The organism is Allobosea sp. WAO (genome assembly GCF_001509835.1).
In the GTDB taxonomy this organism is placed as follows: domain Bacteria; phylum Pseudomonadota; class Alphaproteobacteria; order Rhizobiales; family Beijerinckiaceae; genus Allobosea.
In genome coordinates this window covers 403,039-417,523 of sequence record NZ_JXTJ01000008.1, presented here as the reverse complement: position 1 = coordinate 417,523, position 14,485 = coordinate 403,039, and the positions used below count along the sequence as shown (strand labels likewise).

Sequence of the window (14,485 nt, the reverse complement as noted above, 5' to 3'; positions counted from 1 at the left end):
ATGGGCGAAGATCAGTTCTTGCGGACAACCGGGCGAACCGGGACCGTCTCCACCGGGTTGTCCCAGCGATAGGTGAGTCCGGCCGAGACGATGTGAACGAAAGGCTCGGCCTCGGCGGTGTAGGAGATCGCCCGCAAGGCCGGGTTGACGACCTGCTGCGGGTGATTGCCGGTGTAGTTCACCTTTGCGTTGTTGACGTGGATATAGGTGTAGCCGACGTCGATCTTCAGCTTCTCGGTGAGCTGATAGCTCGCGCCGGCGCTGAGCCACAGACGATCGTTATCCGAAATGAAGATCTGGCGATTGTAATCGTTCACCGCCGAGAGCTCGTAGGCGATACCGGCGCGCAACGTCAGGTCGCGATTGTACTTGTACTCGGCACCGGCCGAGAAATACCAGCTGTCGTCATACTGGAAATTCAGGCTCGTGACAGGCGCGCCATTGAGCTGGCTGACAACCGGAATGTTGCGGAAGCGGCTCCAATTGGTCCACTCGACACCGAGATGGGCCTGCCACTGGTCGTTGATGACCTGCGAGACACCGAACACCACGGAATCGGGCAAATTCAGATTCGCCTTGACCGGGAAGGCCGCCGTTGGCCTCGGCCCCGTCGAGACGCGCATGGTGCCGTCCAGCGTCTGCCGGACCGAGGAGCGATAGCCCAAGCCGATCGTGGTGCCGTCGAACGGCGTCAGCGTGACACCGAGGCGATAGCCGAAGTCGATCGTGTCGCCCTCGATGATAATCGGCGCGGCATTCGCAGCGATGCCGTTGGCCTGCTTCAGGCTGGCGTTGAACCACTGGATCTGCATGGCAGCACCAACGGAGAGCCAGTCATTGACCTTGTAGCCGATCGTCGGCGCGACGTTGACGGTCTGCACTTTCGCGGAACGGCCGAAGGCCTGCGCTGCATTGACCTGGTTGTCGGGCTTCGAGCGCAGGCCGAAGGGCGCGCCGGTGGTCATACCGATCCAGAGCCGGTCGGTGAGCTGCCAAGCGGAATAGGAAGCGGGGATGAAGCCGCCGTCGCCGCCGATATTGCCGGTTCCGAGCGGGCTGCCGCCGGCAGCCTGGATCGGCACCGGGCCGCGCGGCGTCATGACCGTGGTCGGCGAGGTCGGCTGATAGTCGCCGCTGGCATAGAGATAGGTGAAATTCCAATTGCTGTGGCGACCGGGGAACATGGTGATGGTTGCCGGGTTCCAAGCCATCGAGGACATACCGGTGCCGCCGGCGGCGGCACCCGCATAGGCCATGCCGAGACCTTCGGCGCCCTGCCCGCTGCGGATCGCGAAGGAACTGGCCGATGCGGCGCCGGCCGCCAGCAAGGCCGCGAGCGAGACCGTAGCGGCGGCAGTGAGTTTGCGGAAGCTCGTCATTGCGGCGTCTTTCCCCAGGCTGAGGTTCTCATTGTCTCCCGCCGCGGCAAGGCCAGGCAGAATCTGACAACACCATGCCGCCTGCCCATTCTTGTCGCAATCCCGCCGCTATCGTCGCTTTTTGGCCATGTCTCGATTGGTTACCGCAACGACACCACCCAAAAATGAGAGATTTCGTCCGTTTTGGTGGGGTCAGCTTAGAGCCCGGCCATCGAAAAGATGGTTTATATGAGAACTATCGTCGATTTCTCATTGTGCGCCGCAACGTAAGCGATTTCGGAACCTGCGCCGCCACCTTCTCTTTGCCACGACACGTTGCAAAAGCGTCACAGCCCCGGGCTCCCACCGAAGCAGGCATGCCATGCGCACGCACGGGCTTGCACATGGGGCGCCGTGCGCACAGGATCGGCGCGGCCCTCGGCCGATGCCGGCCGTCCTATTGAAACGTTTGAATTGGGGGAAACGCAGTGAAGTTGGTTCGTTATGGTGCTTTCGGTCAAGAGAAGCCCGGCCTGATCGATTCTGCCGGAAAGCTGCGCGATCTCTCCGCGCATGTTTCCGACATCGCCGGCGCGGCGCTCAGCTCGGCTTCGCTGGCGAAGCTGAAGGCCCTCTCCCCTGAATCGTTGCCGCTCGTCTCCGGCGATCCGCGCATCGGCGCCTGCGTCGGCGACGTCCGCAACTTCATCGCCGTCGGCCTGAACTTCGCCGACCATGCGGAAGAGACCGGCTCGCCGATCCCGAAGGAGCCGATCCTGTTCAACAAGGCGCCGAACTGCATCGTCGGCCCGAACGACGACGTCATCATTCCGAAGGGTTCCGAGAAGACCGACTGGGAAGTCGAGCTCGCGATCGTCATCGGTGATGGCGGCTCCTATATCGAGGAGAAGGACGCGATGGCGGCGATCGCCGGCTTCTGCGTCTGCAACGACGTCTCCGAGCGTGCCTTCCAGATCGAGCGCGGCGGCCAGTGGGCCAAGGGCAAGGGCTGCCCGACCTTCGGCCCGCTCGGCCCCTGGCTGGTGACGCCGGACGAGATCGCCGACGTCCAGAACCTCGGCATGTGGCTCGAGGTCGATGGCGAGCGTGTCCAGAACGGCTCGTCCAAGACGATGATCTTCGGCGCCGCCTACCTCGTCCACTATATCAGCCAGTTCATGCGGCTCGATGCAGGCGACGTCATCACCACCGGCACTCCGCCTGGCGTCGGCCTCGGCTTCAAGCCGCCGCGCTTCCTGAAGGGCGGCGAGACCGTCACCCTCGGCATCGAGGGTCTCGGCACGCAGAAGCAGAAGTTCAAGGCCTACGCAGGCTGAAGAAAAAAGCGCCGCCAGGGCTGTTCGACCCAGCCCGGGCGGCGCTCGTCCCGACCGCGCCAGGCGCGGCGGCGACAGTTCCTTTCGCGGCGCTATTGCCGCTCCAATCAATCGACGATCTGGGCCACCGCTGCGCGCGGTCTGTCCTGATGCTCGGCCTCGACGACGATGCACGTGCCGAACAGGCGGCGGGTTCGCCCATCGCTGGACACGAGCAGGATCGCCATTCCGGCAAGCGCCAAACCGTTTAAAAACCTGCTGCAGCGCAGACTGACCGCCCCCCGGATCTCGACCAGCACCGCCCCGCAGAATCGCCTTTCACGCCCAGCTATGGCGCATCGGCAAAACCTTGCTCATCCCCCATTTGGGGGGCATCGCTCAAAAAAGTTCGCGGGCGAAGCTCCGCTGCACATTTGAACTGCGCCGCATACAAATGAAAAAGGCCCGGCGAATGAGCCGGGCCTCGTGAAGTCGACTGAGATCGGAGGCCGGCTCAGGCCTCCGGCAGGCCGAGCATCAGGCGGATGTTCTGCACCGCCGCTCCGGACGCTCCCTTGCCGAGATTGTCGAGCCGCGCCACCAGCACGGCCTGGCCCAGTTCCGCATTGCCGAAGACGCGCAGTTCGAGCTTATTCGTGTCGTTCAGCGCCTGCGGCTCGAGCTTGCCGTCGCCGGTCGCCGGCAGCACCGAGACGAAGCTCGAGCCGGCATAGCGCGCCGCGAGAGCCTCGTGCAGATCGGCGGGCTTGGGCTTGCCCGGCAGCGTCTCCAGATGCAGCGGCACGCTGACCAGCATGCCCTGACGGAAATTGCCGACCGAGGGCACGAAGATCGGCCGCCGCTCCAGCCGCGAATAGAGCTGCAGCTCCGGTAGGTGCTTGTGCTTTAGGCCGAGACCGTAGAGCTCGAAATCCGGAGCCGTTCCGGCCTCATAGGCCTCGATCATCGCCTTGCCGCCACCGGAATAGCCGGAGACGGCATTGACCGTGATCGGATGGTCGGCCGGCAGCAGGCCGGCGTCGACGAGCGGGCGCAGCAGCGCGATGCCGCCGGTCGGATAGCAGCCGGGGTTGGAGACGCGGTTGGCGTTGGCGACCTTCTGCGCGAAGCCCGGCTCCAGCTCGGCGAAGCCATAGGTCCAGTCCGACGCAACACGGTGCGCGGTCGAAGCGTCGACGATCTTCGGCGCGCCGGCGCCGAGCTCGTCGGCGAGAGCGACCGATTCCTTCGCCGCATCGTCCGGCAGGCAGAGCACGACGAGGTCGACGCCGGCCATCATCTCCTTGCGGGCGCCTGGGTCCTTGCGCTTCTCCGGAGCGATGCTCTTGAGCACGACCTCCGGCACCGCGGCCAGACGGTCGCGGATGCCGAGCCCGGTGGTGCCGGCCTCGCCGTCGATGAAGATGGATTTCAGGTTCTGGCTCATCGGACCCTCGCAAGGTGTCTGGTGGGCGCCGGCCGAAACTCCTTGGCCGGCTTCGGGCATAAAAAAACCGCGCTCGGGGCGCGGTCGCGGGCGTTCGGGCTACAGGCCGAGCGTCATCGCGGGCGCGCCGGGGCGGCCGTGGCGATACGACGTCGGATTGGGTTCTTGACCATGCGTCGGTTTATGTTCGCTCGCCGGCCCGCTGTCAATGCAAAGACTTGCGCGCCCCGCTCCGGCCACGACGCATGCCGCGAAGGCGAGCATGATGGCCGGAGAATCTGCAATCGTCAGAAGCACCTACGTAGTGACCTTGCGATACCGATTCCGCTTGTTCAGATCGTGATTCAACCTGCCGCCTTCCTAAGCGCTAGCGCCTGGATATAGTGCTGCGCCACGGCCGCCCCCGCGATCGCGGTCGCGTCGGCGTGGTCGTAGGGCGGCGAGACCTCGACGATATCCATGCCGCGGAAGTCGAGATCGCGGATCGCCCAGACCATTTGCAGCGCTTGCGCTGAGGAGAAGCCGCCGGCAACGGGCGTGCCGGTGCCGGGCGCGAAGGCCGGGTCGAGCGCGTCGATGTCGAAGGTGAGATAGGCCGGCCCCTGCCCGACCCGCTCCTTGATCCGCGAAGCGACACCTTCCACGCCCAGCGCATGGGCCTGGTAGCCATCCAGCACCTCGATGCCGCAATCGCGCGGCGCGACCGTGCGCATGCCCACCTGGATCGAGCGCTCGACGTCGATCAGGTCCTCGCGCACCGCCTCGAGCACGAAGGTGCCGTGGCTGATCGCGCCGACGCCGTCATCCCAGGTGTCCTGATGCGCGTCGAACTGAACAAGCGCCAGCTTGCCATGCCGGGCGACATGGGCGCGCAGCAGCGGCAGAGTGATGAAATGATCGCCGCCGAGCGTGACCAGATGGGCGCCGGTGGCGATGATCGCGGCGGCCTCGGTCTCGATCGCCCTGGCGCAGCCCTGCAGGTCGCTGCGCGGCAGGAGGCAGTCGCCATAGTCGACGGCAGACAGAATCTCGAACGGGTCGATCCGCGAGGGATACTGCGCATCGCCGTCGAAGATCGAGCTGACGCGGCGCATCGCCTGCGGTCCGAAGCGGGTGCCGGGCCGGTTGGAGACGGCAAGATCGAACGGAACGCCCCAGATCGCGAGGTCGCAGCCGGCGACATCCTTGCTGTAGCGCCGGCGCATGAAGGAAAGCGCGCCGGCATAGGTCGGATCATGGGCCGGGCCCTTGCGGCCGCCGGTGAAGGCGTGGTCGATCGTCGGGGTTTCGGCTGGTTCGGTCATGGTCGTTTCCTGAAGAAGGCTCAGCGGCGTCCGCTCAGCCAGACGTGGAGACACCAGGGCAGGATCAGGGCGAGCCCGGTGAGAACGAGGCGAAGGGTCGTCCAGGCAACCGGATACTGCAGCGCCCGGCCGTCGAGCTCGGGAACGCCGTGGATCAGTCCGAGCGCGAAAGCCGGCGCCAGGAAGATCACCAGCGCATTGAAGATCCGTCGCCCGCGCGGCAGGTCGGTACGCGCCAGCGCGAGCAGCGCCGGCACGGCGACCATGCCGAAGGCGATCAGGACGAGCAGGACGCGCATGGGCTGCCTTCGGCCAAGTGAACGAGCAGCCGCTTTAGCACGCCGGCCGCCCGGTTCCAGCCATGAACGACCGCGCGCAGCCCAAACCGGCTAGCGGCCGCCGCCGACCCGGATGATCGAGCCAACCATGTAGGACGCCGCCTCCGAGAGCGCGAACAGCACGGCCTCGGCGATTTCCTCGGGCTGAGCGACACGCTTCAGCGGGATCGTGGGCGCGATGCGCGCGACGCGGCCGGGATCACCGGTCGAGACGGCGTGGATGTCGGTCTCGGTCATGCCCGGCGCCACCGCGTTCACGCGGATGCCCTGCGGCGCGAGCTCCTTGGCGAGACCGACGGTCAGGGAATCGATCGCCGCCTTCGAGGCCGCGTACCAGACATACTCGTCGGGAGAGCCGAGACCAGCGGCGATCGAGGAAATGTTGACGATCGAACGGTTCCTGGCGCCATCATTCGCGAGCAGGGCGCGAGCCGCCTCGCGCACCACGAAAATCGCGCCTGTGACGTTGAGGTCGATGCAGGCGCGGATGACCTCGGCCTCCGCCGCGACGAGCGGGCTCGACTTGCCGGTGATAGCGGCGTTGTTGACCACCGCGGTCAGCGGCCCGAGCATCGTCTTGGCCTCGCTGAAGACGCGGACGATGTCGGCCTCCTTCGCCATGTCGCCCTGGAGCGCGACGGCCTTCGCCCCTGCCCGCTCGCAGGCCGCCACGACCTCTGCCGCCGCTGTCGCATTGCCCTGATAATTGACGGCGACGTCATAGCCGCGCTCCGCGGCGAAACGGCAGATGGCAGCGCCGATGCCGCGGCTGCCGCCGGTGACGAGAAGGACGGGGCGTTCGGACATAGGCAGTGGCTCCTCCGGTTTCGCGCCCAGCCAATACGAAAAGGGCGGCTCTTGCGAGCCGCCCTGATGCATGGCCGGCAGGAAGCCGGCGAGTGTCGACGATATCAGCGCTTCGAGAACTGGAAGCTGCGGCGGGCCTTGGCCTTACCGAACTTCTTACGCTCGACGACGCGCGCGTCGCGGGTCAGGAAGCCTTCCTTCTTGAGCGGGCCGCGCAGCTCGGGCTCGTAGAAGGTCAGAGCCTTGGAGATGCCGTGGCGAACCGCGCCGGCCTGGCCGGAGAGGCCGCCGCCCTTGACCGTGACGATCACGTCGTACTGGGTCATGCGGTCGACCAGCATCAGCGGCTGCTGCAGGATCAGGCGCAGCACCGGACGGGCGAAGTAGACTTCCTGGTCACGGGTGTTGACCGTGATCTTGCCGGAACCCGGCTTGATCCAGACGCGGGCAATGGCGTTCTTGCGCTTGCCGGTGGCGTAGGCGCGGCCCTGCGCGTCGACCTTCTTGACGTGGACAGGAGCCTCGGGCTGGACGCCCTTGGCGACCTGACCGAGCTGCTCGAGAGACTGGAGAACCTCGGCCATCGTCAAACCCTCGCATTCTTGCGGTTGAGCGCCGAGACATCGAGAGCCTCAGGCGACTGGGCGGCGTGCGGATGCTCCGAACCCTTGTAGACACGCAGGTTCCCGAGGATCTGGCGGAACAGCGGGCCGCGCGGCAGCATGCGCTCGACGGCCTTCTCGACGATACGCTCCGGGAAGCGGCCCTCGAGGATGAAGCGCGCGGAGCGCTCCTTGATGCCGCCCGGATAACCGGTGTGGTGATAGTAGTTCTTCTGCTCGCGCTTGCGCCCGGTCAGAACCACCTTCTCGGCATTGATGACGATGATGTTGTCGCCACAGTCGACATGCGGGGTGTAGGCGGCCTTGTGCTTGCCGCGCAGACGCATCGCCACCACGGAGGCGAGACGGCCGACGACGAGCCCGGAGGCGTCGATCACAACCCACTTCTTTTCGACATCGGCGGGCTTGAGCGAGATGGTCTTCATCGCGGCACCCTTCGGCTGCTTGAAAAAAGGACAAGCCGCCAGCGAACCGGCGGCGGTGTGTGGCGGTGGATAGGTGGCACGCCTTGCGATGTCAAGCGACGATAACGTCGATCTTTGCCAGAAAACGCATTGTTTTCAGCGCAGTGCCAGAAACGGTATTTAGATACCGCAATCTCGTTCACATCGCCCGAGAGCCTTCGTCCTGAGGAGCCGCTTGGCGGTGTGGGGAAGCACAAAGTTTGTCGGTTAGAGCAGATAGTTTGTCGGCAGCAGTAGGCAATGTGCGTCGGTAGCCGCAGTTTCTGCGCCCGCATCAGTCCAGGATGAACCTCCGGGGGTACGCCGCGAAGCAGGCAAAGAGACGGCCCGTCTCAGGAGCAGAAAGACAGGCACCACGAAATGCTACAAGACACTTGGAAGCACATTGATTGGCACGGAGCAGCGAGATCTCCGCTCCCCCAGTCAATCAGTTGGAGCGGCCCGCGGATAGACGACCTCAACCTTGAGCGTCCTTATGAAGCTCTCGACCTTGGCGTTATCGTGCGGTTCCCGAGACGGAGAGGCGCAAGGAGCCGTCATAGAAGGGCTGGCGGCGCAAATGCCCGTGGCGAGCGTCCCACGCGCCGGATTCGATCGCGGCCTTCAAGGCTGCGACGGAAGCCGAGACAATGTCCGGCGTTGCGCGATCACAGGTTCCGGCTGGCGAAAATCGGCATAGCCGGCACCGATCTGTCCGTAGTCCGCATGGACACCGCTCAATCCCACATTGAATCGAAATAGCCCAAGTCGAAGATCGCCTGGACTTCGAGCTTCGCTGCTTAGGCACTATTAGCGTCGCAGCACGCGAGGCGAGGCCCACGCCCCCCTCACCTTGCGAATGCCGGTTGATAGCCTGTTTGCTGGGCCGCTCAGCCGAAGTCCGTGGCGCGGCCCTCCACAACCGCTGGCGCGGAATAGGGACTAGGCTCAATGTGTAACTGGTTGCATCGCCCCGCCTCGGGTTTGATGATCCATGCTCTGCGCGGCACCGACGCGCCGGAAAAAAGATCAGAACGGACTTTGGGCGGGAAACGTGGCGATTGAAGCGGAGGGGGCATCCGTCCCGGCCTTGCAGGATCCGGAGTTTGGCCCCTGGCTGGCCCAAGCCTCGATCCTTGTTGTCGATGACGAGCCGGGAATGCGGAATTTCCTGCTGCGCATCCTGGGGCCGCGCTGCAAGAGGATCGAGGAAGCGGCAGATGTCGACGAGGCGGCGCGAAAGCTCGATGCGCAGCATTTCGACGTCGTCATCCTCGACAATATCATGCCACGGAAAAACGGCGTCGACTGGCTGGCCGAGCAACGCGCCACTGGCTTCTTCTCCGACGTCATCCTGATCACCGCCTACGCCGATCTCGACACCGCAATTCAGGCGCTCAGGGCTGGCGTCGTCGATTTCGTCCTGAAGCCATTCCGTTCCAACCAGATCCTCAACGCCGTCGCGCGTTGCCTCGACCGGGTCCGGCTCCAGCGCGAGAACGTCGTGCTCAAGCACGAGCTGCGCTCGACCTCCGACCACATCCTGCTGCGAGACAGGCTGATCGGGCATTCGAGCGTGATAGCGAATGTTCGCGAGACCATCGCGCGCGTCGCGCCCCTGCCCTCGTCTGTACTGATCACCGGCGAATCCGGCACTGGCAAGGAGGTTGCCGCGCGCTCGCTGCATGCCCTGTCCGATCGAGCCGAAAAGCCCTTCGTGCCGGTGAATTGCGCCGCGATTCCTCCCGACATGATCGAGAGCGAGCTGTTCGGCCATCTGAAAGGCGCATTCACCGGCGCCAACGCCTCGCGCGAAGGGCTTTTTCTGCATGCGCGCGGTGGCACGCTCTTCCTCGACGAGATCGGCGAACTGCCAGCGGCGACGCAGAGCAAGCTCCTGCGCGTGCTGGAGGACAAGCGCGTCCGACCACTCGGCTCCGAGCGCGAGGTGCCTATCGACCTCCGCTTCATCTTCGCGACCAACGCCGAGCTCGAAGCCGATGTCAGGCGGGGGCGTTTCCGGGCGGATCTGTTCTATCGCATCAACGTGATGCAGCTGCAGCTTCCGCCGCTGCGCGATCGCGGCGACGACGTGCAGGAACTCGCGACCCTGTTCATGCGCAGGCTGTCGCAGCAATTGAAAATGCCGCCGGTGCCGATCGATGGCGGAATACGCGCCGCGCTGGCGCGCTATCGCTGGCCGGGCAATGTGCGCGAGCTGCGCAATCTGATCGAGCGCACGCTGATACTCGGCAAATTTCCCGCGGATTTCGGCGGGCGAATGTCGCTCCCGTCCAGCGCAGACGAAAGTCTCGAAGAGATTGAGCGCCGGCACATCCTGGCCATGCTTCACGAGACCGGTGGCGACCGCAACGAGGCGGCGCGACGGCTCGGCATCTCGCGCAAGACCATCGACAGGAAGTGCGCGGCCTGGGATGTCTGACGCCGCGATCCAGGCGCCGGCCAGGCGCGGACGCTCGGTCCGCTACAGATTGCTCGCGATCGCGCTCCTGCCGTTCCTCGTCGTCGTACCGCTGCTGCTGGCGCTCGTCATCGGGCGCCTGAACACCAAATTCGACGCTCTGCTGATCACCAAGGTCAATGGCGACCTCACCATCGCGCATCAGTACTTCGCCCGCATCCTCGAGAATACGAGCGACCATATCCGCGCTCTCGGCGAGTCCGCGGCATTCCGAACCATCGCCGCCGAGAACAGCAAGCCCAGGTTGAGCGACTGGCTCGAGGAGAGCCGCAAGGAACTCGGCCTCGACTTCCTGAACATTCTTGAAGACGATGGCACGCTCCTCGCCACGGCGCCGCAGACTAGCGAAGCGCGCTCGCGCAGAGACTGGCCGGTGATCGTCTCTGCCATGGCTGGAACGCCATCGACAGCGGTCGACATTTTCAGTGCGGCCGAACTCGGCGCAATCTCGGAGAGGCTTGCGGAACGCGCCAGAGTCGAGCTGGTCCCGACGACCAACGCCGTGCCAACCGACAAGACCGTCGAGACGAGAGGCATGGTCGTGCATTCGGCGAGCCCGGTTCAACTCGCGCAGGGGCGCCGTGCGGTGCTGGTCGGCGGCATCCTGCTCAACCAGAACCTCGTCTTCATCGATACGATCAACGACCTCGTCTATCGTCAGGCAAGCTTGCCGGAAGGCAGCCAGGGCACCGCAACGCTCTTCCTGGACGATGTTCGCATCAGCACCAATGTCCGCCTGTTCGAGGGGCGTCGCGCGCTCGGAACACGCGTCTCGGCAACCGTGCGCCAAGCCGTGCTCGGCGAAGGGCGGACTTGGCTCGACTCCGCCTTCGTCGTCAACGACTGGTACATTTCGGCTTATGAGCCGATCAGCGACAGCTATGGCAAGCGCGTCGGCATGCTCTATGTCGGCTTCCTCGAGACGCCATTCCGGCACGAGAAACTGATCACGCTGGCGACGATCGTCGGCGCGTTCCTCTTCGTCACGGTGCTCAGCGTGCCGATCTTCCTGCGCTGGGCGCGGGCGATCTTCAGGCCACTGGAGCAGATGACCGACACGATCTCCAGGGTCGAAGGGGGCGATCTCGACGCGCGCACCAGCCTGCCCGCCGCCCGCGACGAGATCGGCCGTGTTGCGACCCATCTCGACGAGCTGCTCGACCGGCTGCAGGCCCGCGACCGGCAATTGCGCGGCTGGAACGAGGAGCTGAACAAGCGCGTCGCCGAACGGACGCGCGAGCTGGAAGCCGCCAACAAGGAGCTGGAACTCACCACCAAGCAGCTCGTCATGTCGGAGAAACTCGCGGCGATCGGCGAGATCACCGCCGGCGTCGCCCACGAGATCAACAACCCGGTCGCGGTGATCCAGGGCAATCTCGATGTCGTCCGCCAAGTGCTCGGCAGCCAGGTCCAGCTCGCCAGCACCGAGTTCCGGCTGATCGACGAGCAGATCCACCGCATCGAGGACATCGTCACCCGCCTGCTGCAATTCGCGCGACCGGAGGAATTCGCCGGCTATGTCGAGCGTCACGCACCGCGCGAGGTGATCGAGCACTGCCTGCCGCTGGTGCAGCATCTGCTCAACCGGGCCGGGATCGGCATCGTCGAGGACCATCGCGCCACCGGTCTCGTCCTGATGAATCGCACCGAGCTCCTGCAGGTGCTGGTCAATCTCATCGTCAACGCGATCCATGCCATGCCGTCCGGCGGCACCGTGACGCTGCGCGATTTCGACGAGGACCGCCAGGGCACGCCAGGCATCGTGATCGAGGTCGCCGATACCGGCATCGGCATGGATGCCGAGACGCTGGCGCGCATCTTCGATCCCTTCTTCACCACCAAGAGCCGGCAAGGCACGGGGCTCGGCCTCTCGATCAGCCAGAAGCTGATCCTGCGCCAGGGCGGGGCGATCAGCGCCATCAGCGAGACGGGCCGCGGCACGCGTTTTCTGATCTGGCTGCCCCAGTCGCTCTAGCCCGGACATTTTGTCTGACGGAGTCGGACAAAATGTCCGAGATCTTCGCTTCCTCGAACACAAGCCTTTGAAAATATTGAGATCACGCCCCGGCATGACCTTTGCGCCCTGATCGGCAAGATCGATCGAGCAATAGGGAGGACCGGTGTTTCGTCATGCGGGCCATCGGCCCGCTGGTGACAAGGCCGGCGCCGACGGCGGCGGCCATTCCAATCAACCAAAACCAGAAACTGAGGAACCGCCGGAATCGGCGGCGAGGAGGAACGATTCATGTCCACTGCGACAGGAACCTTTGACGGGGGCGGCGTGGGTGCCGGGATTCTCGATCGCGAGCGCACCATCGCGAAAGCAGGCTTCAACCGCTGGCTGGTGCCGCCGGCGGCGCTTTGCATCCATCTTTGCATCGGCATGGCCTATGGCTTCAGCGTCTTCTGGCTGCCGCTGAGCCAGGCCATCGGCGTCAGCAAACCCATCGCCTGTACGGCCGACATCGGTCTGGTCGGCGCACTGTTCACCACGAGCTGCGACTGGAAGGTCGCCGATCTCGGCTGGATCTACACGCTGTTCTTCGTGCTGCTCGGCTCGTCGGCAGCCATCTGGGGCGGCTGGCTCGAAAAGGTCGGCCCGCGCAAGGCCGCGTTCGTCTCGACGATGTGCTGGTGCGGCGGCCTGTTGATCTCGGCCTTCGGGATCTACACCCACCAGCTCTGGCTGATGTGGTTGGGTTCGGGCGTCATCGGCGGCATCGGCCTCGGCCTCGGCTACATCTCACCGGTCTCGACCCTGGTGAAGTGGTTTCCGGATCGGCGCGGCATGGCGACCGGCATGGCGATCATGGGCTTTGGCGGCGGTGCGCTGATCGGCTCGCCGCTCGCCGACATGCTGATGAACTATTTCAGGACGGCGAACTCGGTCGGCGTCTGGCAAACCTTCGTCGTGATGGCCGGCATCTATTTCGTCTTCATGATGGCCGGCACTTTCGGCTACCGCATCCCGCCGGCGAACTGGCGCCCCGAGGGCTGGACCCCGCGGGCGACCCAGAATGCGATGATCACCTCGGGCCACGTCCATCTCAAGGATGCGCACAAGACCCCGCAATTCTGGCTGATCTGGTCGGTGCTCTGCCTCAACGTCTCCGCCGGCATAGGCGTGCTCGGCATGGCCTCGCCGATGCTGCAGGAAATCTTCGCAGGATCGCTGATCGGCAAGCCCGAGATCGGCTTCGCCGCGCTCGACGCCCAGCAGAAGGTGCAGGTCGCAACCATCGCGGCAGCCTTCGTCGGCCTGCTCTCGCTGTTCAACATCGGTGGCCGCTTCTTCTGGGCCTCACTGTCGGACAAGCTCGGGCGCAAGCTGACCTACGCCACCTTCTTCATTCTTGGAATAGCGCTCTATGCGCTCTCGCCCTGGGCGGCGCATGCCGGCTCGCTCGCGCTGTTCGTCACCTTCTTCTGCATCATCCTGTCGATGTATGGCGGCGGCTTCGCCACCGTGCCGGCCTATCTCGCCGACATGTTCGGCACCCAGTTCGTCGGCGCCATCCACGGCCGGCTGCTGACCGCCTGGTCGACGGCCGGGATCGTCGGGCCGGTTGTGGTCAACTATATCCGCGAGGCACAGATCGCCGCCGGCGTTCCACGCGCGCAGGTCTATGACCGCACAATGTACATCCTTGCCGGCTTCCTGGTGCTCGGCTTCATCTGCAACCTGCTGGTCCGCCCGGTGGCGACACGCTGGTTCATGAAGGATGCCGAAGTCGCGGCGCTGCAGGCCAAGAGCGCCAATACCAACGCGGCGACGCATTACGGTTCCTTCGGCATCGGCAAGGGCGGCTTCGACGGCACCGCCCTGCTCGCCTGGGGCGTCGTTGCCATTCCAATCGCCTGGGGCGTCTGGATCACCCTGAGCAAGTCTTTGGCACTGTTTCGCTGAGGCAAGGCCCAGTTTCGTACCATGTGGCTAGAGCGTCGCATGCCTCGGCCCGGCTCGAGGCATGCGATTCTCGTGCAGTTGGCGGCTCTGCCGTAGATTTCGCCCACTGACGGCTCAGTCTCAATTGAACAATCATGATGCCAGGTTCGCCCAAGGCCAGAGGGAGACGGATTCGCAGCTCACTGTGCCCGCACCTGGCCCGTTGCGGACACTGGCAACGTCCGCTCGCAGGCACTTTGGTGTGTAAATTTACAGGCCAGAGTGCTCCATTGCAGGCGTAGCGAACGTCCCTCCCAGCGACGTTGCCCCTTAGAGCGCCCTCGGTTTGAATTGGACTCCGTCGCAACGAGACCGAGATGAAGAAGAGCCGCTTCAGCGACGAGTAGATTGTCTCGATCCTGACAGAGAATCCGGTCGGGACTGCGGTGGCGGACAGTTGCCGGAACGCACGGGATCAGCG

The 14,485-nt window shown here is 64.7% G+C and carries 12 protein-coding genes; 4 read left to right on the top strand and 8 right to left on the bottom strand.

Annotated features, from left to right (window positions below):
- Positions 1–11: 11 nt before the first annotated feature.
- The gene (locus DK26_RS16830) at positions 12–1,379 is read right to left on the bottom strand and encodes an outer membrane protein transport protein (RefSeq protein ID WP_066474860.1); all 1,368 of its coding nucleotides are present in this window, start codon (positions 1,377–1,379) and stop codon (positions 12–14) included.
- Between the two features lie 467 nt (positions 1,380–1,846).
- Here DK26_RS16830 and DK26_RS16825 point away from each other — a divergent pair, with 467 nt between their 5' ends.
- Positions 1,847–2,695 (top strand): fumarylacetoacetate hydrolase family protein, encoded by an 849-nt coding sequence (locus DK26_RS16825; protein ID WP_066474858.1) that lies wholly within the window; start codon positions 1,847–1,849, stop codon positions 2,693–2,695.
- A 107-nt stretch (positions 2,696–2,802) separates the two neighbouring features.
- On the opposite strand, the gene DK26_RS29080 is transcribed toward DK26_RS16825, so the two are convergent.
- The 7 genes from DK26_RS29080 to rplM form a co-directional block, all read right to left on the bottom strand.
- Positions 2,803–2,994 (bottom strand): hypothetical protein, encoded by a 192-nt coding sequence (locus DK26_RS29080; protein WP_157089688.1) that lies wholly within the window; start codon positions 2,992–2,994, stop codon positions 2,803–2,805.
- Between the two features lie 194 nt (positions 2,995–3,188).
- Positions 3,189–4,121: an N-acetyl-gamma-glutamyl-phosphate reductase gene (gene argC / locus DK26_RS16820; RefSeq protein ID WP_066474857.1), complete on the bottom strand. Its 933-nt coding sequence runs from the start codon at positions 4,119–4,121 to the stop codon at positions 3,189–3,191.
- A gap of 344 nt (positions 4,122–4,465) precedes the next feature.
- Complete coding sequence (gene speB, locus DK26_RS16815; protein ID WP_066474855.1) at positions 4,466–5,425, bottom strand: agmatinase; 960 nt, start codon at positions 5,423–5,425, stop codon at positions 4,466–4,468.
- Between the two features lie 20 nt (positions 5,426–5,445).
- Positions 5,446–5,724: a hypothetical protein gene (locus tag DK26_RS16810; RefSeq protein WP_066474852.1), complete on the bottom strand. Its 279-nt coding sequence runs from the start codon at positions 5,722–5,724 to the stop codon at positions 5,446–5,448.
- Positions 5,725–5,814: 90 nt separating this feature from the next.
- Positions 5,815–6,570 carry an SDR family oxidoreductase gene (locus DK26_RS16805; RefSeq protein WP_066474851.1) on the bottom strand — a complete coding sequence of 252 codons (756 nt, stop codon included), beginning with the start codon at positions 6,568–6,570 and terminating at the stop codon, positions 5,815–5,817.
- A 104-nt stretch (positions 6,571–6,674) separates the two neighbouring features.
- Positions 6,675–7,154, bottom strand: coding sequence for a 30S ribosomal protein S9 (rpsI, locus tag DK26_RS16800; RefSeq protein WP_066474848.1), 480 nt, complete (start codon positions 7,152–7,154; stop codon positions 6,675–6,677).
- Positions 7,155–7,156: 2 nt separating this feature from the next.
- Positions 7,157–7,618, bottom strand: a complete 462-nt coding sequence (gene rplM / locus DK26_RS16795; RefSeq protein WP_066474843.1) for a 50S ribosomal protein L13 — start codon at positions 7,616–7,618, stop codon at positions 7,157–7,159.
- A 1,078-nt stretch (positions 7,619–8,696) separates the two neighbouring features.
- On the opposite strand from rplM, the gene DK26_RS16790 reads away from it, so the two are divergent.
- From DK26_RS16790 to DK26_RS16780, 3 genes are all read left to right on the top strand, one after another.
- A complete protein-coding gene (locus DK26_RS16790) occupies positions 8,697–10,079 on the top strand; it encodes a sigma-54 dependent transcriptional regulator (RefSeq protein ID WP_066475557.1) in 1,383 nt (460 codons plus the stop codon).
- On the top strand, positions 10,072–12,093 hold the full coding sequence (locus DK26_RS16785; protein ID WP_066474840.1) for a cache domain-containing protein: 2,022 nt from the start codon (positions 10,072–10,074) through the stop codon (positions 12,091–12,093). The genes DK26_RS16790 and DK26_RS16785 overlap by 8 nt, the downstream gene beginning before the upstream one ends.
- A 270-nt stretch (positions 12,094–12,363) precedes the next feature.
- The gene (locus DK26_RS16780; RefSeq protein ID WP_066474837.1) at positions 12,364–14,025 is read left to right on the top strand and encodes an OFA family MFS transporter; all 1,662 of its coding nucleotides are present in this window, start codon (positions 12,364–12,366) and stop codon (positions 14,023–14,025) included.
- The last annotated feature ends 460 nt before the right edge of the window (positions 14,026–14,485 follow it).